This is a genomic window from Sphingomonas sp. PP-CC-3A-396, assembly GCF_004343105.1.
Taxonomy (GTDB): Bacteria; Pseudomonadota; Alphaproteobacteria; order Sphingomonadales; family Sphingomonadaceae; genus Sphingomonas.
This window is the reverse complement of sequence record NZ_SLYF01000008.1, coordinates 91,387-112,993: the sequence shown is the minus strand read 5'-3', so window position 1 is coordinate 112,993 and position 21,607 is coordinate 91,387. Positions and strand designations below refer to the sequence as shown.

General features: G+C 67.6%; 18 protein-coding genes. 10 read left to right on the top strand and 8 right to left on the bottom strand.

Annotated features, from left to right (window positions below):
* Positions 1-29 precede the first annotated feature (29 nt).
* The 3 genes from C8J40_RS16045 to C8J40_RS16035 are packed head-to-tail and all read left to right on the top strand — an operon-like array spanning position 30 to position 2,271.
* On the top strand, positions 30-842 hold the full coding sequence (locus C8J40_RS16045; protein ID WP_132897985.1) for a polysaccharide deacetylase family protein: 813 nt from the start codon (positions 30-32) through the stop codon (positions 840-842).
* On the top strand, positions 839-2,038 hold the full coding sequence (locus C8J40_RS16040) for a glycosyltransferase (RefSeq protein ID WP_132897866.1): 1,200 nt from the start codon (positions 839-841) through the stop codon (positions 2,036-2,038). Before C8J40_RS16045 ends, C8J40_RS16040 begins: the two co-directional genes overlap by 4 nt.
* On the top strand, positions 2,035-2,271 hold the full coding sequence (locus C8J40_RS16035) for a hypothetical protein (protein WP_132897865.1): 237 nt from the start codon (positions 2,035-2,037) through the stop codon (positions 2,269-2,271). The genes C8J40_RS16040 and C8J40_RS16035 overlap by 4 nt, the downstream gene beginning before the upstream one ends.
* Here C8J40_RS16035 and C8J40_RS16030 read toward each other — a convergent pair.
* Positions 2,249-3,013, bottom strand: a complete 765-nt coding sequence (locus C8J40_RS16030; RefSeq protein WP_132897864.1) for a hypothetical protein — start codon at positions 3,011-3,013, stop codon at positions 2,249-2,251. The two genes, C8J40_RS16035 and C8J40_RS16030, sit on opposite strands and share 23 nt — an antisense overlap.
* A 194-nt stretch (positions 3,014-3,207) precedes the next feature.
* Between C8J40_RS16030 and C8J40_RS16025 the strand changes: the two genes are divergently transcribed.
* The 5 genes from C8J40_RS16025 to C8J40_RS16005 all read left to right on the top strand — a co-directional run bounded on the left by C8J40_RS16025 (position 3,208) and on the right by C8J40_RS16005 (position 9,094).
* The gene (locus tag C8J40_RS16025; RefSeq protein WP_132897863.1) at positions 3,208-3,768 is read left to right on the top strand and encodes a sigma-70 family RNA polymerase sigma factor; all 561 of its coding nucleotides are present in this window, start codon (positions 3,208-3,210) and stop codon (positions 3,766-3,768) included.
* 84 nt (positions 3,769-3,852) lie between these two features.
* Entirely contained in the window at positions 3,853-4,833 is a 981-nt protein-coding gene (locus C8J40_RS16020) for a FecR domain-containing protein (protein WP_132897862.1), read from the top strand.
* Positions 4,730-7,081, top strand: coding sequence for a TonB-dependent receptor (locus tag C8J40_RS16015; RefSeq protein ID WP_132897861.1), 2,352 nt, complete (start codon positions 4,730-4,732; stop codon positions 7,079-7,081). The genes C8J40_RS16020 and C8J40_RS16015 overlap by 104 nt, the downstream gene beginning before the upstream one ends.
* Before the next feature lie 88 nt (positions 7,082-7,169).
* A complete protein-coding gene (locus tag C8J40_RS16010) occupies positions 7,170-7,997 on the top strand; it encodes a hypothetical protein (RefSeq protein WP_132897860.1) in 828 nt (275 codons plus the stop codon).
* Complete coding sequence (locus C8J40_RS16005) at positions 7,994-9,094, top strand: glycosyltransferase (protein ID WP_132897859.1); 1,101 nt, start codon at positions 7,994-7,996, stop codon at positions 9,092-9,094. Before C8J40_RS16010 ends, C8J40_RS16005 begins: the two co-directional genes overlap by 4 nt.
* A gap of 280 nt (positions 9,095-9,374) precedes the next feature.
* On the opposite strand, the gene C8J40_RS16000 is transcribed toward C8J40_RS16005, so the two are convergent.
* Entirely contained in the window at positions 9,375-10,232 is an 858-nt protein-coding gene (locus tag C8J40_RS16000) for a galactosyltransferase-related protein (RefSeq protein WP_132897858.1), read from the bottom strand.
* The gene (locus C8J40_RS15995) at positions 10,229-12,331 is read right to left on the bottom strand and encodes an HAD-IIB family hydrolase (protein ID WP_132897857.1); all 2,103 of its coding nucleotides are present in this window, start codon (positions 12,329-12,331) and stop codon (positions 10,229-10,231) included. Before C8J40_RS15995 ends, C8J40_RS16000 begins: the two co-directional genes overlap by 4 nt.
* A gap of 126 nt (positions 12,332-12,457) precedes the next feature.
* On the opposite strand from C8J40_RS15995, the gene C8J40_RS15990 reads away from it, so the two are divergent.
* Complete coding sequence (locus tag C8J40_RS15990; RefSeq protein ID WP_347812480.1) at positions 12,458-13,705, top strand: glycosyltransferase family 4 protein; 1,248 nt, start codon at positions 12,458-12,460, stop codon at positions 13,703-13,705.
* Here C8J40_RS15990 and C8J40_RS15985 read toward each other — a convergent pair.
* Both C8J40_RS15985 and C8J40_RS15980 read right to left on the bottom strand, forming a co-directional pair.
* The gene (locus C8J40_RS15985; protein ID WP_243693435.1) at positions 13,621-14,487 is read right to left on the bottom strand and encodes a hypothetical protein; all 867 of its coding nucleotides are present in this window, start codon (positions 14,485-14,487) and stop codon (positions 13,621-13,623) included. The genes C8J40_RS15990 and C8J40_RS15985 overlap by 85 nt on opposite strands.
* A gap of 259 nt (positions 14,488-14,746) precedes the next feature.
* Positions 14,747-16,411 carry an inorganic phosphate transporter gene (locus C8J40_RS15980; protein WP_132897854.1) on the bottom strand — a complete coding sequence of 555 codons (1,665 nt, stop codon included), beginning with the start codon at positions 16,409-16,411 and terminating at the stop codon, positions 14,747-14,749.
* A 405-nt stretch (positions 16,412-16,816) separates the two neighbouring features.
* Between C8J40_RS15980 and C8J40_RS15975 the strand changes: the two genes are divergently transcribed.
* Complete coding sequence (locus tag C8J40_RS15975) at positions 16,817-17,353, top strand: superoxide dismutase family protein (RefSeq protein ID WP_132897853.1); 537 nt, start codon at positions 16,817-16,819, stop codon at positions 17,351-17,353.
* Between the two features lie 329 nt (positions 17,354-17,682).
* Here the strand turns inward: C8J40_RS15975 and C8J40_RS15970 are convergent, their stop codons facing one another.
* The 3 genes from C8J40_RS15970 to C8J40_RS15960 form a co-directional block, all read right to left on the bottom strand.
* Positions 17,683-19,251: an MFS transporter gene (locus tag C8J40_RS15970; RefSeq protein ID WP_132897852.1), complete on the bottom strand. Its 1,569-nt coding sequence runs from the start codon at positions 19,249-19,251 to the stop codon at positions 17,683-17,685.
* A 233-nt stretch (positions 19,252-19,484) separates the two neighbouring features.
* Positions 19,485-20,303, bottom strand: coding sequence for a hypothetical protein (locus C8J40_RS15965; RefSeq protein WP_132897851.1), 819 nt, complete (start codon positions 20,301-20,303; stop codon positions 19,485-19,487).
* The gene (locus C8J40_RS15960; protein ID WP_132897850.1) at positions 20,300-21,511 is read right to left on the bottom strand and encodes a TIGR04063 family PEP-CTERM/XrtA system glycosyltransferase; all 1,212 of its coding nucleotides are present in this window, start codon (positions 21,509-21,511) and stop codon (positions 20,300-20,302) included. The genes C8J40_RS15965 and C8J40_RS15960 overlap by 4 nt, the downstream gene beginning before the upstream one ends.
* Between the last annotated feature and the right edge of the window lie 96 nt (positions 21,512-21,607).

The window sequence follows — 21,607 nt, the reverse complement described above, 5'->3', positions numbered from 1 at the left end:
GCGATGCCATGACGAACGAGAGCTATACGATGGTGCAGACCGAATTCGCCGATCCGGCCCCGTTGCGGGCGCCTCCTGCCGACAAGCGCCTGGTCGTGTCGATCCACGATGTCTCGCCAACTTTCGCGCTGCCGATCGCGATGCTCGCCGAGCGGATCGAGGCGATCCTGGGCGGGCCGCGGTTTGCGATGCTGGTGGTGCCCGATCACTGGGGCAGCGCGCGGATCGACCAGTCGCCGGCGTTCGTCCGGCGGCTGCGCGACTGGGCGGATGCGGGCGTCGAGATGTTCCTCCACGGCTGGTTCCACCGCGATTCCAGCGCACATCGGGTCGGCGCCAGCGCACTGAAGGCGCGCTACATGACGGCGGGCGAAGGCGAGTTTCTCGGGCTCGACGCGGTCGAGGCGGAACTCCGCATGCGCGCCGGCCGCGACATGGTCGAACAGGCGATCGGCCGCTCGGTCGCCGGGTTCATCGCTCCCGCCTGGCTCTACGGTCCGGGCGCGCACGCCGCGTTGAAAGCCTGCGACTTCGCACTCGCCGAGGATCATTTTCGCGTCTGGCAGCCGCGGACCGGCGCGATCGTCGCGCGTGGCCCTGTCGTGACCTGGGCCAGCCGCTCGCCGGCGCGTACCGCCAGCTCGCTCGCGGTCGCTGCGGTCGCGCGCACGATGCCCGACTGGATGCCGACGATGCGCGTCGCGGTCCATCCTGGCGACGTCACCAAGGAATCGCTGCTGACCAGCATCGACCGCACGCTCCGCACGCTGGCCGAACGCCGTACCGTGTCGCGCTATGCCGATCTGGTCGCCGAGCAGGTCCCGTTGGCGGTGGCGGCATGAAGATCGTCGACGTCTGCGCGTTCTACACCCCGACCGGCGGCGGGGTGCGAACCTATATCGACCGGAAACTGGTAGCGCTCGCCGACCGCGGTCACGAGATCGTCGTGATCGCGCCCGGCGAAGAGGATCGCGAGGAGCAGCGTGGCCCCAATGCGCGGGTCCGCTGGCTGCGCTCGCCCCGCTTTCCGCTCGACCGCTCCTATCGCTATTTCGCCGATCGCGAGGCGCTGCACGCGATGCTCGACGAAGAGGATGCAGATGTCGTCGAAGTGTCGTCGCCGTGGCGCAGCGCCTCGATGGTCGCGGACTGGCGGACGCGGTCGGGATCGCACGCGCGGCTGTCGCTGATCGCGCATGCCGACCCGCTATCCGCCTATGCCTATCGCTGGTTCGGCAACGTCGCCTCAACGCAGGCGATCGATCGCGCGTTCGACTGGTATTGGCGGCATCTGCGGCGGCTCGATGCGCAGTTCGATCATATCGTCAGCGCGAGCGAAAGCCTGACGCAACGCCTGCGCGACGGCGGTCTGCGCAAAGTCACGACCGATCCGATGGGGGTCGAGCCGGGCCAGTTCTCGCCACGGCTGCGCGATCCCGAGCTACGCCGCGAGATGCTCGCGCTGTGCGGACTCGGCGAGGATGCGCTGCTGCTGATCGGCGTCGGTCGCCATGCCCCCGAAAAGCGCTGGGACATGGTCGCGCAGGCCGCGGCGATCGCCGGGACGCAGGCGCCGGTCGGGCTGCTGATCATCGGCGGCGGTGCGCGGCAACGCCGGGTGATCGACGCGATCGGCGACAATCCGCACGTCCGCCTGCTCGAACCGGTCCGCGATCGCGGCGCGCTCGCCCGCCTGATGGCGAGCGCCGACGCGCTGATCCACGGCTGCGAGGCGGAGACGTTCTGCTTCGTCGCGGCGGAGGCGATCGCGTCGGGGCTGACGCTGATCGCCCCCGACCGCGGCGGGGCGGCCGATCTCGCCTGCGCGAACGACGGCGCCCTGTACCGGTCGGGCGATGCGCAGGATGCCGCCGAGGCGATCCTAGCGGTCGCCGGCACGATCGAGACCTCGCCACAGCGCCGCCGCCCGGTCCGGACGATGGACGATCATTTCGACGCACTACTCGCGCTCTACGGGGCCGGCAACGACACCGCGATCGATCACACACGACGGTATCAGCAAGGAACAGGACGATGACCGCGATTGCGCCACCTGCCTTCATCATCAACGAAACGTCCCGTTTCGTCGCACCGACCGCGCGAACGACGCGGATCGAGCAGGACCGCGTGCTCGACACGCCGCAGACCGTTGCGATGTCCCCGTGGCGCGCGCCGCTCTTTTATCTGTCGTTCGTGGCGGCGGCCTTGCTGTTGGTCGCGGTCGCGATCATCCTGGCGTGGCGGATGATCAGCGGGTTGCGCCGAGGCTGATACGCGCACGCTGCGACGGCAGGGCCAGCACCAGTACGACGATCGCCACCGCCAGGACCGCCGACGCCAGCGGCCGGCTGAACGCGAGCCCGCCATGATCGACCGGCTTGTCGAGGAAATCGCCGACCGCCGCGCCCAGTGGGCGTGTCAGGATGAAGGCGCTCCAGAACAGCAGAACACGGTCGACCGCGGTCCACGCGTACAGCGCCGCGATCACCACCAGCATCGCGCCGAAGATCACCGCCGCGCCACCATAGCCCAGCCCGCCGGTATCCGCGGTCCAGTCGCCCAGCGCGGTGCCGAGCGTCTGCGAAAAGGTGATCGTGATCCAGTAGAGCAGTTCCGCGCGCGGTTCGTGCACGGTCTCGACCGCGACCGATCCCAGCACCGACCGCCACACCGCCAGCGACGCGACCACGCACGCGAACAGCAGCACGGACCCACCCGCATAACCGATCCCGAGCGAGCGCGTCGCGAAGTCCGCCATCGTCGTGCCCGCGGTGGTCGAGGCGATGATCGTCGCCCAGTATAGTAGCGGGTGATAGCGGCTCGCGGCGATCTGTCGCCAGACCAGCACGATCAGGATCGCCAGGAAGATCGCGGTGCCGATCAGATAGCCGAGGTTCATCGACATGCTGACGGTATCGCCCGCGGTCTCGCCGAACGTAGTGGCGAGGATCTTGACGATCCAGAACCCCAGCGTCACCGCGGGCACCTTCGCCAGCGCGTCCTTGTGCGTCATGTCCTGCTCCTCTTTGAGCCGGCGTATAGTGATTTTCGCCTGGTATCGCATGACTTTACGGTGCCGCAGTCTGACAACCCGCCCCTTCGCGGGGAGGACAGTTCGGTGCCGACCCCTGCGTCACCCACCATTTCAAACGCGACTTCCGATCCGGCAAGGCGCTAGAGAGCAACCATGTTCGAACGGGGCATGACATTCGGAGCGACGTCGTAGCCGACTCGGATCCTCTTCAGCCTGCCGGTCTGTCGGCGGTACTTGCGGCGCATCGCCCGCAGCTCGTCCGGTTCTTCACCGGGCGGACGGGTAGCATCGCCGAAGCCGAGGACGTCGTGCAGGAAATCTGGCTGCACATCGCCCAGCCAATGGCGGGGCCGATCGCCAATCCGCTCGCTTATCTCCACCGGATCGGCATGAACATCGTCCTCGACCGCGTGCGGGCGAACGGCCGGCGAGCGCGACGCGACAGCGGCTATGTCGAGGCGACGACGACGGTTACCGGGGGGCTGGTCGCTGGTGCCGAGGCGATCGACGACGCGCCCTCGGCGTTCGACGCGGTCGCCGGACGCCAGCGAGTCGCGCAACTCGCCGCCGCGCTCGCCGGTCCGCCCGAGGGCGCGATGCGCGTGTTTCGCCGCCACAAGATCGACGGTCTGTCGCATGCCGAAGTCGCCGCTGAATTCGGGATCAGCCGCAGCGCAGTCGAAAAGCATATCGCAGTCGCGCTCCGCCATCTCAGAAAGGCGCTAAATGATTGATTTTCGCGCCGGACTGCGGTGGCTGGCGCGTGGTGGCGTCTATGAGGCGAGCGGGGGGCATCCGCTCGGAACGAGGGTGCCGTGATGGATGCAACGACCCAGGATCCGATCGACGCAGCGGCCACCTGGCACGCGCGGATCGATGCGCCCGACATGGACTGGGCGGGCTTCGGCGACTGGCTCGACGCCGATCCGTTGCACCACGCCGCCTATGATTCGATCGCGCTGCTCGATGCCGAGATTGCCGCAGCGGCCCCCGCGATCGCCGAGTTGCTGCCGGCGAACGACGACGGCGTTTCCGATCATGCCCCGCCAGCGCGCTCGACCCGCTGGCGGTGGATGGCGACCGGTACCGGCGGCGCGCTCGCCGCAGGTCTGGCGTTGCTGCTGATCGGGCCGACGCTCACCGGCTCCGATGCCAGCGTGCAGACCTATGCGACCGACGCCGGTAACACCCGCGCAGTCACGCTCGCCGATGGCAGCGCGATGCGGCTCGATCGTGGGTCGCGCGTGTCGGTGTCGGGGGGCACGACCCCGCTGATCGAGATCGCGGACGGCGCGGCAAGCTTTTCCGTGCGCCACGATCCATCGCGCATTTTGATCGTCCGCGCGGGCGGTTATGACATCCGTGACGTCGGCACGCGCTTTGCGGTCGTCAATGCGCAGGGTCGGATCTCGGTCGCGGTCGCTGAGGGCAGCGTCAGCGTCGCGCCGCATGTCGACGATGGCAGCACGTCGACTACGCTGACGGCAGGGCAACGGCTCGACATCGATCCTGCCACCGGGATCGCCGCACGCCGGACGGTCGCACCGACGTCGGTCGCGGACTGGACCGATGGTCGCCTCGACTATGACGGCGCGCCGTTGCCGCTGGTTGTCGCCGATATATCGCGGTATGCACGGACCCCGCTGGTGGTCGATCCGTCCGCCGCCGGGCTAGTTTTTTCCGGGGTTTTGACGATTGGCGACGGCTCGCGGCTTCTCGATCAGCTTCGCGCGGTGCTGCCGCTACGCCTGCACCGCGCTGATGGTGTCGTCCATATCGAGCGCGCCGGCCCACGCTGACCCCGCGCGCACGATCGTCATCCCCGCCGGATCGCTGAAGACCGCGCTCGATTCGCTGGCCCGCCAGACTGGCATCTCGATCGGCATGGCCGGCGCGCTGCCCGATGCGCCGGCCCGCAAGATCACGCGCGCCAACGACGTCGCGCAGGCGCTGAAAAGACTGCTCGCGGGAACGCATCTACGCGCAGTCCGCGTCGATGCGACGACTTGGCGGATCGAGCCCCTGCCCCGCTCTCCCAAAACCGCGCATGCCGTGCCACCGCCGATCGTCGAGGGCGGCGACATCATCGTCACCGCCAGCAAGCGCGACGAACGCCTGTCCGACCTGCCCGCGTCGATCACGATCCTTGGCGGCCCCGCGCTCGACCGGCTCGCCGGCAAGCGCGGTTTGGTCGATCTGCTCGCGACCACCGATGGTGCCTTCTCGACCAATCTCGGCCCCGGCCGCGACCGCGTGTTCCTGCGCGGGGTCGCCGACAGTGCGTTCAACGGCACCAGCCAGTCGCTGGTCAGCCTGTATCTCGACGATGCGCGGATCGGCTATTCCTCGCCCGATCCCGATCTCCGGATGGTCGATATCGACCGTGTCGAGATTCTACGCGGACCGCAGGGCACGCTCTACGGCACCGGTGCGCTAGGCGGCGTGATCCGGATCGTCACGACCGCACCCGATCTCGACGAGGTCTCGGGCAATGTCGCGGGCGAGGCGACGGGTATCAACAATGGCGCATTCGGTGGTGCGCTCGACGCCACGCTCAACCTGCCGATCGTGACCGGGACGTTGGCGTTGCGTGCGTCGGGCTGGACCGAGACCATGCCCGGTTGGATCGACGACACCGGCCGCAACACGCGCAACGTCAACCGCACCGCGCGCAGGGGGGGCCGCGCAGCGCTGCGGTGGGCGATCGGCGATGGTTGGACCGCCACGATGAGCGGCATCGGCCAGCGGATTGATGCGCGCGACAGCCAATATGCGACCAGCGGGCTATCGCGCGCGACGGCGATCGCCGAGCCGCAGGACAATGATTTCCTGTCCGGGTCGCTCGATATTCACGGCCCGATCGGCAGCCTCGACGCGCAGTCGACCACCTCGATCGTGTCGCATGAATTCGGCAGCACCTATGATGCGAGCGTCATGACCGCTGCGCTCGGCACAACCGCACCGGTTGCCTATGTCGAGGACCGCGCGATCCGGCTGGTGACGCAGGAGGTCCGGCTGAGCGATCCGACCGCACGCCACCCCTGGATCGTCGGCGCCTCGATCCTGCATGCGACCACCCGCCTGAAAGGCCGCTTCGAATCTGACGCCAGCTCCGTGATCGCGCGCGACGATAAGGAGGCGGTGTTCGAAGCGGCAGTATTCGCCGAGGGCACGCAACGGCTGTCGTCGACGCTCGACCTGAAGATCGGTCTGCGCGGCTTCGTGACGGTGAACGACATCGAACAGCAAGGTCCCGACGACCAGAGCACCACCAAGCTGGGCGTCACGCCGAGCGGCACACTCAGCTGGCACCGCGACGACGTCGGACTGATCTGGCTACGTTACGCCAGCGCGATCCGTCCCGCCGGTGTCACCGGGGCATCGATCAGCACCGAGCAACGCATCCCCGGCGATGAGTTGCAGAGCATCGAGATGGGGTGGCGCATCCACGGCCTCGACGATCGGCTCAGCCTCAGCGGGGCGATCTTCGGATCGTTCTGGGAGCATCTTCGCAGCGACGTGGTCGGATCTGACGGGTTGTTCGGCACGGTCGATGCGGGGAACGCCACAAACTACGGCGTCGAGCTCGGCGGACGGTTCGACGCGCGGCCCTACACGATCGACTTCGGCACCACGATCCAGCGCGCGCGACTGACGTCACCCGCCGATGATCGCGCCTATGATCGCGCGGGGCAGGACGATCGTCGCCTGCCGGTCGTACCCGATTATTCCGCGCGGCTGGGGATCACGCGACGGTTTTCGCTGATCGGGATGCCGGCGAGCGGGTATGTCACGGCGCGGTATATCGGCCAGACGCGGTTGAGCTTCGATCCTCTGCTCGATCGGCCGGCAGGCGATTATGCCATGATCGGCGCGGGCGCGACGCTCGACGACGGACCACGACACTGGTCGATCGCGATCGACAATCTCCTCGATGGACGCGGCAACAGCTTCGGGTTCGGCAATCCCTTCACGCTGGCGACGACCACGCAGACCGTTCCGATCCGACCGCGGGCGGTCACGCTAAGACTTGCGATCGGGCTTTAGCCACGGCGCCCCCGCGCGATGCATTCGCGCGCGGCGACTAAACGATGTCATTGTACGTTACCCGACGCGGGGCTAGCGGCATGCTGCCATGTCGATATTGCCCCCATCGCCCGCCAAGTCCTTGAACTGGTTGCAGCCCTTGCCGGGCCTGCGAATCCTGCGGCGTGGCGACGTACCGATCACGCGCGTCCAGATCTATGGCCAGCGGTGCAGCGGGACCAACCTCGTCACGCGCGCGATCGAGGCGAACATGCCCGGCGTCGAGATCACCGAGACGTTCGGGTTCAAGCATTGGTTCGTACCGCCGCAGACGCTGTTCGTGAAGGATACGCTGGTGCTGGTCGTGGCGCGCGATGCGTATGACTGGGCGCGCAGTCTCCACCGCCAGCCTTGGCATGCGCACCCCGAGCTGAAGGCCAAGCCCTTTGACGCGTTCATCCGTAGCGACTGGCACAGCTATTGGGACGATCATTTCGGGCATATCGAGCCCGGCCATCCGATGCATGGCGACGAGATGCTGCACGAACGCGATCCCGAGACCGGCGAACGCTTTGCCAATTGCATTGCCAAGCGGACCGCCAAGCTGCGCCATTGGTCGTCGCTGACCAACCGCGCGCACAACGTCGCGCTGCTCGGCTATGACGCGTTCGCGCGCGATCCGGCGGCGTTCGTGAGCGCGTTGGCGGCGGCGGCAGGGCTGGTGCATCATCCACAGTTCGTGCCGATCACCAGCTACAAGGGACAAGGCTACGCGCCCTATGTGCCGACGGCGTACCCCGATCTAGCAGCAGCGGATGCGGAACATATCGCCGCCTGGCTCGATCCCGAGATCGAGGCCGCGTTCGGGTTGAGCGCCGACTATGCTGATCGACATCAATCGCCTTCGCGCGTGGCTCCGGTACAGCAATCGGCATGAGCCAGCCGATCACGTTCTTCATCCATCACCAGGGCCGCGGCCATGCCAACCGCGCGATGGCGATCATCCGCGAACTGCCGCCCGAGCGCGCAGTGACGATCCTGACCGCCAAGCCGTCGCTGTTCGACGGGTTCGAGCGGCCGATCACGATCGCGGCGCTGCCCGACATGATCGGCGCGCCTGTGCCGACCCCAGGACTGTTCGCGCAGGCCACGCCCGAGGTGATGCACTGCGTCCCGCTCGGGGTGGCGAAGACGCGGGCGACGATGCGGACGATCATCGACCATCTCGACGACGTCGATCCGGCGCTGTTCGTGGTCGACGTCTCCGCGGAGATCGCGTTGCTCGCGCGGATCGCCAGCGTCCCGGCGATCAGCATCCGGATGCACGGCGACCGGCTCGATCCCGGGCATCTCGGCGCCTATCAGGCGAGCGTCGGGCTGCTCGCGCCGTTCGGCGAAGCGCTCGAGCAAGGCGACACACCAGGCTGGGTGCGCGCAAAGACATGTTACGCGGGCGGCCTATGCACGACCGTCGATCCGGTCCCGACCAAGGCCGAAGCGCGTGCGAAACTCGGGCTTGATCCGAACCAGGAGATTATCGTCGTACTCACCGGCGGCGGCGGCGCGGGCACGCCCTATGCGCCGCTGACGATGGCGGCGCGGGCGGTGCCGGACGCGCTGTGGCTGGTGCTGGGGCCGGTCCACCGCGAGGGACACGAAACCGATTTCGGCAATCTCGTCGAGCTCGGCTGGGTACCGGGCGTGACCGACCACATCGCCGCGGCGGACGTCGTGATCGCATCGGCGGGCGACAACACGGTGCATGAGATCGCGCGCGTGGGGCGGCCTTATGTTTGCGCGCCCGAATGGCGGTATTTCGGTGAGCAGACGCGCAAGGCAGAGCGACTTGCGGAACTGGGTGCGGCGGTTGCGCTTCCAGCGTGGCCAGGCGCGCTGGCACCATGGCGCGGGATCCTCGACGCGGCCAAGGCACTCGATCCGGCGGCACTTGCCGAACTTTACGACGACGACGCGGCGAAAGTGGCGGCTGAGTATCTGGAAGGGCTGGCGGTTTCTTTGTGGGCCGCGGGGTAAGCACGTTCCAGCCCCGCCCCCGGCGGGGGAGGATCGAAAGTGGGACGCCTTCTAGCCCCTCGCTTCACGCGTCATCCCAGCTAAAGCTGGGATCTCATCATGGGGCTCCCGCCGGCCGTCTCACGGGCGACTCCATCTCTCGCTGGGGTAATGAAATTGGGGACATGCCGGAAAGCGGAAGAGGCGTAGCGGGAACAGGACAGGCAGAGGCAGCATAGGCTAATGTCGGGAAAGAGAGCATTCACGACCTACACGCGTAAAGTCGGGCAGGCACCCGGCCTCAGCTGAACAGCGTCTCCGGTGGCATCTTCGACGCAATCATTTCCGCCTCGGTCGGCTGGCGCAAGACCGTGATCGCGTCCGCATCCCACGCGATCAGACCATTCTCCGCGAACTGCCCGAGCCAATATTGCATGCACCACCGCCCCCATGTCGCCCGAAACAGGCGCGCATTGCGGATGATCGCGTCGAAATGCTGATAGGCCGGTGTGTGGACGATGTGGTGCTGATGATACGCGCGCGCGCCTCCAACCCACCACATCGCGACGCCCGCGCGTTCCAGTCGTGCGGCGAAGTCCGTCTCCTCCCCGCCATAGCCGACATAGCGTTCGTCCATCCCCCCGGCCCGCGCCCAATCCGCGGTGGAAATCCCAAACGACAAGCCCCAGAGTTCGCCATGCGTCGGTGTCGGACGGATCTCGTCAAGAGCGATCGACGGCTTGTCGGGGTGGCGCTTGCCGATCCGGTCGAGCGCAGCGAAATCGATACCGTCGGCGATCGCGCCGGCGGGGAGATACAGAACCTCTCCCAACCGAATGCCGCCTGGCTCGGATCCCGTCTCGACATAGCGTTCGACCAGGGTCGGTGACGGCACGCAATCGACGTCGAGGAAGATGAGTTGCTTGCCCGACGCCGACGCCGCCGCACGATTGCGCGCGGCCGCGAGCGGCATCGCGTCGCCCGCGACAAACACCTCACGGATTGGAAAATCGGTCGAGGGTAGATCGATATGCGCCGCCGGCTGCATATAGGCGATCACCAACTCGTCGGGCTTGCGCCGCGACGCTTTCAACCCGGCAATCAGGTTCGCCAGATGCGCGCGACGCCCGCGGACGAGCGTGAGGACGCTGACGCTCACGAGGACTGCTTCCGTACCGCGGCGAGCGACTCCGACTGTTCGGCCGCGGCGCGGAAATACGCCACGCCTTCGATCACCCCGCGCGCATGATGGCCGACCGCGACATAGCCATGCGCGAGGTCGGCGCGCGTGCCGAGGCCATCCGAATAATTGCCGACGATGATCGCGTGGCGCGACGAGCGCAGCATCTCGATATCGTTGCCGCTGTCGCCCGCGACGATCACCTGACGCGGTTCGAGGCCGAGGCGGCGGCGGACATGCTCGACCGCCGTCCCCTTCGATGCAGCGTGCGGTAGGACGTCGAGATAGCGGCCATGGCTCTGGATGATCGAACAGCTATGGCCGTGTTCCGCCAGTAGCGCGCGGACGCGTTCGGCCGCCGCCATGTCACCATCGGCGAAATAGCTCAGTTTGAACCGGCGTTGTTCGAGCGGGCTTTGCGGGGTCAGACCGGCATGTTGCCCGATCAGCGCGGCGACCGCCTCGCGGTCCCAGCCTGCGGCGATGATCCCGTCCCATTCGGTATCGCGGTCGTACACCGCCCCGCGCACCGCCCGGTAATAGATCTCCGAACCGACCGACGTGATCAGGATCGCCGGCCGCGGCGCGTCGTGCTGGCCGAGCACCGCCATCGCGCTGTGAAAGCTGCGCCCGGTGGCGATCGCGAACGCAACGTCAGTCTGCGCCGCATGCCACGCTGCGAAATCGCCGACGCCTTGCGCGCAACCGATCAGCGTCCCGTCGATGTCCGAAACCAGCAACAACGCCGGGTCGCGCTCAGCGAGCGGAACCGCGGAGGCGCCGACGACCTCCTCGAGCAGGCCCACGTAAAGCTGTACGTGGCGGTCCCAGTCATACGCCCGGATCGCGACCGACCCCGCCGCTGAATAGCGCGACCAGAGTGCAGGATCGTCGAGGATTTTGAGGATCGCATCGGTAATCGCGGTCGACGAGCGCGGATCCACGAGGATGCCGTTGCCGCACGTCTCGACGATGTCGTTCGGACCACCGCTGTCGGTCGCAACCACCGGCAGCCCGCTGGCCGCCGCTTCGAGCAACGTGAGCCCGAACGGTTCGTTGAGCGCCGGATTGACGAAGATACCGCGTCGGGTCCGGGCATGCGCATACACCGCAGCGATATCGTCGGGACGATGCTGCTTGGGATACGCGACCTTGCCGTACAGGTCGTAGCGATCGATCAACTGGAGCAGTTCGGCGATGTTGTCGCGGATCTCGGGCTCGAGCGTCGCGCTGTCGTCGCGCGTCCCGGCCAGGATCACGAGGTTCGCCGCGGCCTGTAACGCAGGCGACCGGCCGTAAGCGTGAACGAGCGCGGCGAGGTTCTTCTTGGTGACAGGCCGCGCGATCGCGAGGATCACCGGTTTGGAAGGGTCGTCGAGGAACCGGTCGATCAACGCGTCGACGCGTGCGTCGGTGCGGCAGTTGGCAAACTGTTTCAGGTCGCTGCCGGGCGCGAATACGCGAATCCGACCGGGATCATAGGCAGCATAATCGGCGTACTGGACCTCGGCCTCGTCGCGCGAGGAGGCAATGATCGCGGCGGCACCCGCGATCGCCTCTTCCTCGATCGCGATGCGCCGATCCAGCCCGACGGTCTCCGCACAGTCGCGGTCGAACGCGGCCAACTTCACGCGACCCAGCGAGTGCGCGGTAAAGACGTAAGGAATACCGGTGCGCGCCGAGACGCGCGCTGCGATCAGCCCTGCATCGGCGTAGTGGGCGTGCATGACGTCGGGTGTGCGGTCGAGCGTGGCAATATGCGCGACCAGGGCCTCGACCAGGCTGTCATGCTCGGTCCACAGGTCTTCCTTGACCAGATACGCATCGGAGGCCGTCGGCAAGCGGACGATCCGCGTGGTGCCGTCGATCGTCTCGATCGGCTCGGCATAGCATTCGGCATAGGCCATGTGCCGGAAGGCGCGGGTGACGATCTCCATCCGGTCGATCGTCGGATTGCGACCGCTGGCTGAGACGAGATCGAGCAAATAACGGATATGCCCCCCGGTATCCGCGGTGAGTCCGTATTCGACGTCGGTTGCGCGTAGACACCCCTGTAACGCGATATGTAGTACGAACACCCTTCCCCCGTTCATCTGGAATTCATACAAGGAACCCCCCGCGGGGTTACCGAGTTCCGGGCAGATGAAACGCGAAACCCTTGAATTGACGCAGATTAATACATTCTGTTTGGTACGCCGGTCGCCGTGCGACAACGCATCGTGAGGATTGCTCTACTTACCTGGGCGTATCCCCCTGAAAAGAGCGGACTTACGCGCGCCGCGCGGGAGATTGCGCAGTCGCTCGCAGAAGCGGGTCATGACGTCACAGTATTTGCGATGGATAGGCGCGAAGACAGCCGCGACGGCCGGGTTTCGGTGTTCGGCTGCGGTTTGCGCGAAGGGTCCCTGCCCGCGCGCCTGCGCAAGATCGCCGGGATCGGGCATCTCGTGGCGCCTTTCATATTCCGCCGGGCGGTTGCGCGCGAGCACCGCCGCGCACCGTTCGACATCGTCGAGGCGACCAACTGGTACGCGCCCGGTCTGGCGATCGCGCTTACCGGCCCCGCACCTCTGGTGACGCGCAACTCCACCCCGGCGGCAACTTCGGCGGAAACCGTCACGAGCTTGCGCGACCGGTTCGATCGCCGCGCCGCGATGCTGGCGGAACGCATCGCCGCGCGGTTCAGCAAGGCGCTGATCTCGAACACGCAGCTTCACGGCGACAAGATCGCGGCTCTGTACGGCGTCGCGGCCCCCGGCGAAGGCGCGCGGCACGCGGTGATCGGCCTCAGCCTGCCGCCCGAGATCGTCGCGCGCGGCTCTGCGGCGACCTACCCGCTCGGCGAACCGATCGACCTGCTGTTCGTCGGCCGCGACGAGCACCGCAAGGGGTTCGACGCGCTGATCATGGCGCTGCGTATCCTGTCGCGCCGCGCGGATGCCGGGATGCGCGACTTCCGGCTGACGATCGTCGGCGTACGCGCGGAGGACGTTGGCGCAATCCCGGCGTCGGCCCGCGCGCGGCTGACCTGCCACCACCGCGTCGACGAGGCCATGTTGCACGATCTGATGGAGGCGGCGCACGTGATCGTCGCGCCGTCGCGGTACGAGAGCTTTGGGCTGGTGTATCAGGAGGCGATGATGTTCGGCCGCCCCGTCGTCGCCTGTGCGGAGGATCCAAGCGCGCGGCTGTTCATTGGGGAAAGCGGTGCCGGATTGCTGGCGAAGACCTCCACCGGGGACGATCTCGCGACGCAGATCCAGCGGCTGGTCGAAGACCCGGTGTTGCGCGCGCATTATGCCGCTGCGAGCCGCAGGGCCGCAGGGATGTTCACGCGGGACACGCTCGCCGCGCAGACGGCCGCGGTCTACCGCACCGCCACGGGATCGAAGGGGGCGAGCAGCAACGCCTCGTCCTCGGGCCTGCCCGCGCCAGTCGACATCGCTTCGTAGATCCGCGTCCGCTCGCGCACCCGCTCGCCATCGAGCCGGTGGTCGAGCGCACCGGCCAGCGCCAGCGAACTTTCGACGAACTGTACGACCGGGCGCTCATGGACGCGTCCGGCAAAGCGGATGTCGCTGCGATTGAGGCGGTACTGGATGTCCGGGTAGGACGCAGACTGCACGCCGTCGACGAGGTTGCGGCGTGGTAGTCCCAGCGAACGCAGCCCATCGCGATCCGCCGCCGCGACCAGCCAGCCGAGTGCATCGAGCAAGGCGGCGTCGGGGCGTTCGTCGGTGTCGATCTGCAATACCCAGCAGGTCTGCATCATGTCCTGGAGCCGATTGCGCTGGGCGGCGAAATCGCCGGCTAGTGGGTGGTGGGCGACCTCGATCCACGGAAGCCCTGCAGCAAGCTCGCGCGCAGCGTCTGCTGTGGCGTCGAGGAGGACGACGATCCGGCCAAACGCGCTGCGATAGTGTGTTGCGATGTCGACGAGATCGGCGGTGTCGGCGGCACGCGCGATGATGCCGAGGCCAACGGCGTGCGGCACGGTCTGCGCAGGGACCGCCTCCGCCTGGGCAGGCCGGTAGTCGTGCGGGAAGCGGACTGCGTTTGGCGCGACGGCGGTCGGTTCTACCTCGAACCCGAACCGCCATGCCGCGTTCCGCAATCCCGCGGGGTCGAGCGTCCAGCGCTTGGCAGGCTCGCGCTCCAGATCGACGACACCGCTTTCGAGCCGTGCGACGATGTCGCGGGCCACTTCGCCGACCTCGCTCACGTCGCGCACCATCAGGCGGCAGTGGCTACACTCGGACCAGTCCTCACGCGGGAGCCAGTCCCAGTTCCCACAGATCGAGCATCGTAATCGCATGGTCCCGGCAACCCGTAGGGCGGGCGAGCGGTTCCGCCGAACTCGATCCTCCCCCTTCGGGGGAGGTGGCAGTCCCGAAGGGGCTGACGGAGGGGTATCCGCCCCAAGTTGAGGGGCGGCACCCCTCCGTCTGGCAAGAGCCAGCCACCTCCCCTCACAGGGGAGGATTTTAGAACGCTCAATACCCGAGCGTATGCGCCAGCGTCAGCAGCAGCCAGTACAGTCCGCCCGACAACAGCATCGCCACCGGCAGCGTCATCACCCACGCCAGTGCCATGTTCATTACGGTCCTGCGCTGCAGCCCGGCGCCGTTGGCAACGCTCGCACCCGCGACGCCCGACGACAGGATATGCGTGGTCGACACCGGCATGCCGAAGTTCACCGCCAGCAGGATCGTCGACGCCGCGACCAGCTCGGCCGATGCGCCCATGCCATAGGTCAGATGCGTCTTGCCGATCCGCTCACCCACCGTGACCACGATCCGCTTCCACCCGACCATCGTGCCCAGGCCGAGCGCCAGCGCGACGGTGACTTTCACCCAGGTCGGGATATAACGCGTGCCCTGCTCGAGCCCACTGTCATAGCTCTTGAGCGTGGTGATCTCCTGCGCGGTAAACCGACCCTGCGCGGCCTTGTCGGCGGCAATCAGCTTGGTGGTATCGAGCACCAGATACATATCGTTGCGCAGGTTCGGCGTCGCCGCGGCGGGCACCTTGCCCAGCGACCCATAGCCCGCGATCCGGCTCGACACGTCGTCCGACAGCGTCGCCAGCGCGCCATAGACCACCGGGTCGGCGACATGCTTGCTCTTCAGCGCCTGCGTGACCTGCGCGCGCGCCGTGCCCACGTCGGTCGGTGCGCCATCGGCGTGCGCGCGGTAGGCCGCCGACGCCGCCTGCGCGGTCTGGACGAACGCAGGCGTCGCGCTCTCGGGCATCGTCCGGTTGAGCGCATAGGCGGTCGGCGCGCAGCCGATCAGGATGAGCATGATCAGCCCCATCCCCTTCTGCCCGTCATTGCTGCCATGCGCGAAACTGACCGCGGTGCACGTCCCGATCAGCAGCGCCCGGATCCCGCGCGGCGGCGGCGTCTGGCCCTCGGGCGCCTCGTACAACGCCTTGTTGCGGAGGAAGCGCTTCATCACGAGCAGCAGCAACAGCGCGCCGACGAACCCGACGATCGGGCTGAACGCGAGCGCGGAGAGCACTTTCCAGACCTGCGCCATGTCGACGCCCGACGTCCCGTCCGCGCCGCCGTTCATGAGCTGATTGGCGAGGCCCACGCCGAGGATCGAGCCGATCAGCGCATGGCTCGACGAATTGGGCAGCCCAACCGCCCAGGTCGCGAGGTTCCACACGATCGCCGCGAGCAGCAGCGCGAAGATCATCGCGAACCCGCCGACGCTGCCGACGTTGAGGATCAGGTCGACCGGCAACAATGTGACGATCGAATACGCCACCGCGCCCGACGACAGCATCACGCCGAGGAAGTTGAAGAACCCCGACCACACGACCGCAAGCGGCGCGGGCATCGAATGCGTGTAGATGACGGTGGCGACCGCGTTCGCGGTGTCGTGGAAGCCGTTCACGAACTCGAACCCGAGCGCGATCAGCAGCGCGAGCGCGAGGAACGCGAACGCCCCGCCCGCCAGGCTCTCGCCGACCTGGGCTGTATCGAACGCGATGCTGAACCCGGCATAGGCAAGCCCGCCGATCAAGACGGCCATGAAGATCCACCGCCCCGCCGGGTGCAGCGAATGATCGAGCTTGGGACCAGAGCGCGGCGCCGATGCAGCGCTCGAATCAGCCGTCAGCGTGTCGGGCGCGAATGTGGAGGTAGCCATGGGGGTGCAGTCGGCCCTTACGATGACAATCTTATGACAGATGTAAATCAAGCGACGGCGGGGCCTGATTTGGGACGGATCGGCGCGGGCATATCCTGCAAGGGGGGTTGCTGGCATTCGCCTGGCGGAGGAGGCGGTTAACGACGCTCAGCTACGGGCCCTTTCGCCCGAACCGCACGGCTGTCTGCTCCCCATCACGATCGGCGGGGGTCGGCTTTGCGATGGTGCTGCCCGTGCCGCACTCTCGAGCGCGCCCTTCCCGTCATGCGTTCTCATGCTGTACGAAGACCATCCCGGTCACGCCGGCGCGACGTACCAACCCGTCGCGCGCGCGGCGCTCGATACCGGGGGTGGAACCTGAGCGACGGCGAAGGGTTCGCCAAGAGATCAACAGGGAGAGACGACATGCGGATTGCGACACTGGCACTGCTCGGCGCGGCGACGATGGGCCTGAGCGCCTGCGATAAGAGCGGCATGGACACCGGCACGCCGGTTGCGGGCGGCCAGCGCGCCACCGCCATGCTCCAGACCGCGACCGGCACCGACGTCGGCCGCGCCACCGCCACCGAAGTCGCGGGCGGCCTCCGATTTACGCTCGACGCCAAGGCGATGCCCCCCGGCACGCACGGCGCGCACATCCACATGGTCGGCCGCTGCGACGCCCCCGACTTCACGACCGCGGGCGGCCACTGGAACCCGACCGGGATGAAGCACGGCAGCATGAACCCACAGGGGCCGCACGAAGGCGATCTGCCCAATTTGATCATCGGCACCGATGGTCGCGGCACGATCGGCATCACCATCCCCGGCTCGACGATGGCGGGGTTGATGGACACGGACGGCTCGGCGTTCGTGGTCCATGCGGGGCCGGACGATCTGATGACCGATCCGGCCGGCAACAGCGGCGGACGGATCGCCTGCGGGGTGTTCCAGGCGGGGTAACACCCTTCCCGTTCGTGCCGAGTAGCGACCGAGTAGCTTCGCAGAAGCGTATCGAGGGCGCGTATCGAAGCACAGGTCCCGCGCACCAACCTGTCCCCTCCCCGTTCGCCCTGAGCGAAGTCGAAGGGCCAGCCCCGCGCGCAGGTGCTTCGACTTCGCTCAGCACGAACGGAAAGCCACGCACCTCCAAACCGCTCGATCCTACCCGCCAGGGGGAGGTGGCGCCGTAGGTGACGGAGGGGGAGGACACGCAACAGAGGTTTCTCTTTCCTCCCCCTCTGTCTGGCAAAGGCCAGCCACCTCCCCCTGGCGGGGGAGGATCGCAAAGCTCAGACCACCTCCCCCGCCGCCCTCGCGCGATCCTCCCGCGTAGCCTCCGCGCGGGGCGCCAACCGATACGCCGCAATCGCACACGCCAGCGTAATCGGCGTCACCACCAGCAACGACAGCATCCCGATCGACAGGCTCCCGGTTAGCGTCGACACCCGCCCCGCCATATACGGCCCGAGCGCCAGCCCGATCAGCGTCGTCCCGATAAAGAACGTCGCCGTCGCCGTCCCGCGCATCCGCGGCAAAACCATGTCCTGCGTGGTCGCCGCCGCCGCCCCCAGCGCACACGACGCGGTCAACTGCGCCAGGAAGATCCCGGTATAAAACGCGGTCGGCGACGACGCGGTGAAGGCGAGCACCAGGAACGGCACCGGCACTACCGCGCCGAAGATCACCACCCAAAGCCGCCCCGCCGGATTGCCCCGCCGCAGCCGATCCGACACCACCCCGCCGATCGTCAGTCCGAGAAACCCTGCGGTCGCGCCGAGGCTGCCGATCATGAATCCCGCCGACGACGGCGTCGCGCCAAGCTCGCGCAACGCATAGGGCGCCGCCCAGAAACTCGCCGCATAGCTCAGGAACGCGTTCAGCCCATAGGCGACGACCGTGCACAGGAATGCCGGCGTGCCGACGATCAACGCGAAGGTCGGCGGATCGCGCCGCTTCAACGCCGACGCCCACGAGAACACCGCATATACCCCGATCCCGATCGCCACCCATTGCGGCCAGGGCTCGCCCGCCGCGACCAGCCCCGACACCGCGGCGACCACCACCGCCAGCGCCACCAGGTTATACCCGAGCGCCCGCGCGCCTCCCATTGCCGCTCCGATCAGCGTCAGCGGCGGCACGATCGTCACCAGCTCGGCACCGAACGCGCGGAACGGCGCGGGATGCTTCTCCGGCTCGGGCAGGCCCTCGACCAGCCCGCGGATCGGCTCCTTCAATGTCGCGATCCAGACCGCGAGCAACAGCCCCGGCACGCCGACCGCCATGAACGCCGCCTGCCAGCCGACCAGGCCGAGCGGCCCGCCACCAGGATAGGCCTTGTTCCAGCCCTGCACGATCAGCCCGCCGATGAACAACGAACAGCCGCCGCCCCCGTACAGCCCAGCGGAATAGATCGACAGCGCGGTCGCGCGCAGCCGCTTCGGGAAATAGTCGGAGATGATCGAATAGGCGGACGGGCTGGCGGTCGCTTCGCCGATCCCGACCCCGATCCGCGCCGCCGCGAGGTGCCCGCCGGTCTTCGAAAATCCCGACAGCGCGGTCATCACCGACCACAGCGACAGCCCGATCGTCATCAGCCGCACGCGGTGCCAATTGTCCGCCAGCCGCCCGAGCGGGATGCCGAACAGCGAATAGAACACGCCGAACGCAGTGCCGTAGAGGAAGCCGAGATCCTGGTCCTTCAACCCCAGGTCGCGCTTGATGTCCTCCGCCAGGATCGAGATGATCTGCCGGTCGACGAAGTTCAGGACATAGACGAGAAACAGGATCGACAGCACGTACCAGGCGTAGCGCGACGCGCCTTTTTCCGGCTCGTCCCCGATGGTGTGCGCACCCGCCATGATCCCTCCTCGATGTTTTTCGAGCTATGGGTATCAGAGGGATTTAGCGAGAAACAGCGGTTTCGATTGGGTCGGGTACGGCAGCGCCCCAAACAATCCTCCCCCGCCAGGGGGAGGTGGCTGGCTCTTGCCAGACGGAGGGGGAGGCAAGCGAAACATCTGCTCCGTACCCTCCCCCTCCGTCACCTTCGGCGACACCTCCCCCTGGCGGGGGAGGATTGGACGGTCACACCCTAGTGCGAGCCGATACGCCCCCGCTTCAGCGCGCCCTGTTCGAGCCGCAGGAGCAGTGCCTCGATCGTCGGCGGTGTGGTTGGCTCGGCGGGCGGGCGACTGGGTCGCGCAATCGGGGTCGGCGCGATCATCTCGGGCGTGGGGTCGGACATGGTTTCGGGCACCGGCTCGGGAGCATCCTCCTCTAACGCAATTTCGACCGGCCGCTCGACCGGCTTGGGCGCAGGCGCGGTCACGAACGTCGCCGGTTCGGCCGAACGCGGCATCTCCACCACCGGCGCGACCATCGGCTGTGCGAGCGGGGCGACCGGGCGCACCGGCTCCATCGGCACCGGCAGGATCGCCTTCGGATCGAACGCAGCAAGCGGCAGGTCGAGATCGGCTGGTATCGTCCGCTCGTCACGCGCGCCGTTGGCACCGATACCCAGCTCCATCATCGGCGTGCCGAGATCCGCCGCCGACATCGGCTTGCGCGGTGGCGCGTCGGGATGCGCATCGGCGCGGCGCACCACCGGCACGCCATCTTCGCGCGGCGCACGGCGGACGAGAAACCCGCCCGGCCCGAACAGCAGGAACAGCGACGACCACAGCAACGCGCCCACCAGCAGCCCGCTGCCGAGCGCCAGAAGGACGCGCGCAATCATCCCCAGCGGCGGCGCGGCGGCGGGCACCAGCGCGGCCACGCCGGTGGTCCACACCAGAGTCTCCAGCGTGTCGCTCGAGATCACCAGCACGCCGATGGCGGCGAGCAGCCCACCGGCCACCGCGCCATAAAGCGGCAGCGCGCGGATCAGGGGTTGGCGGCCAAGCGCGATCATCGTTTTTCCCGTGCGGCGGCCGCGATCAGCCGTCCATAAAGAGGATCATAGCGCCGAATGTTTGACGACCAGTTACGTTCATCCTTAACGAACGCGCGACCCCGCGCCCGCCGCTCGTCCCAACCCGACCGATCCGCGAACATGCCCGCCAGCGCGGTCGCGATCGCCTGCGGATCGTCGGGCGGAAACAGCGTTCCCGTCTCCCCGTCACGGATCAGTTCGCGGTGCCCGCCGACATCCGACGCCGCGACCAGCCGGCCCTGCGCCATCGCCTCGAGCGGCTTCAGCGGCGTGACCAGGTCGGTCAACCGCATCCGTTTGCGGGGATAAGCGAGGATATCGACCAGCCCATAATAGCGCTCGACCTCCTGATGCGGCACGCGCCCAATGAACCGGATCGCATCGGCCACCGGCGACGCCGCCGCCTGCGCGCGCAACGCCGCCTCCATCGGTCCGCCTCCGACCATTACCAGCCGCGCCTTCGGCCGCGCCGCGATCAGCGCCGGCATCGCCGCGATCAGGTCGTCGAGCCCCTCGTAATCGTAGAAGCTGCCGATGAACCCGACGACATCCGCGCCATCGAGCCCCAGTTCCGCCCCTAATGCATCGTCGCGCGGCGGCGCCGTCCCGAACAGGTCGAGGTCGACGCCATTGGGCGACACCGTGATCTTGTCCGCCGCGATTCCCCGCGCGACCAGATCGTTGCGCAGGCCGTCGCAGATCACCGCTACCGCGTCCGCGCGCCTGACGGCCCAGGTCTCCAGCGCCCGCGTCGCACGGTAGCGCAGCGACGTCGCCGTCCCCGTCCCGTTGCCGACCGCAGCATCCTCCCAGAACGCGCGGATCTCGTAAACCAAGGGCAGCTTCCGCTTGCGCGCGACGATCAGCGCGGCGAGCGCATCGATCACCGGCGAATGCGCGTGGAGGATGTCGGGCTTGAAGGCATCGACCGCCGCCTCGATCCGCTTTGCGAACGCCGCGATCCCGACGACCTCGCCGACCGGGCCCGGCCTCACCTCTGCCGCGGTGCGGTGAAAGGTCAGTCCGTCGACCGATTCCACCGACGCTGGTGCCACGCCGTGCCGCGGGCCGGTGACGGCTGCGACGGTCCACCCCAGCCCCTCCTGCGCCTTGAGGATCGCCCGGGTGCGGAACGTGTAGCCACTTTGCAGCGGCAGGCCATGATCGAGGATATGAAGGATACGCATCGTCGACGTCGTCTGCCACAGATCGCTTAACGGCGCGTCAACCGACTATGGCTACGCACGAATCTGATGAAGCGCTCAGAGGAAAGGAGGCCGAAC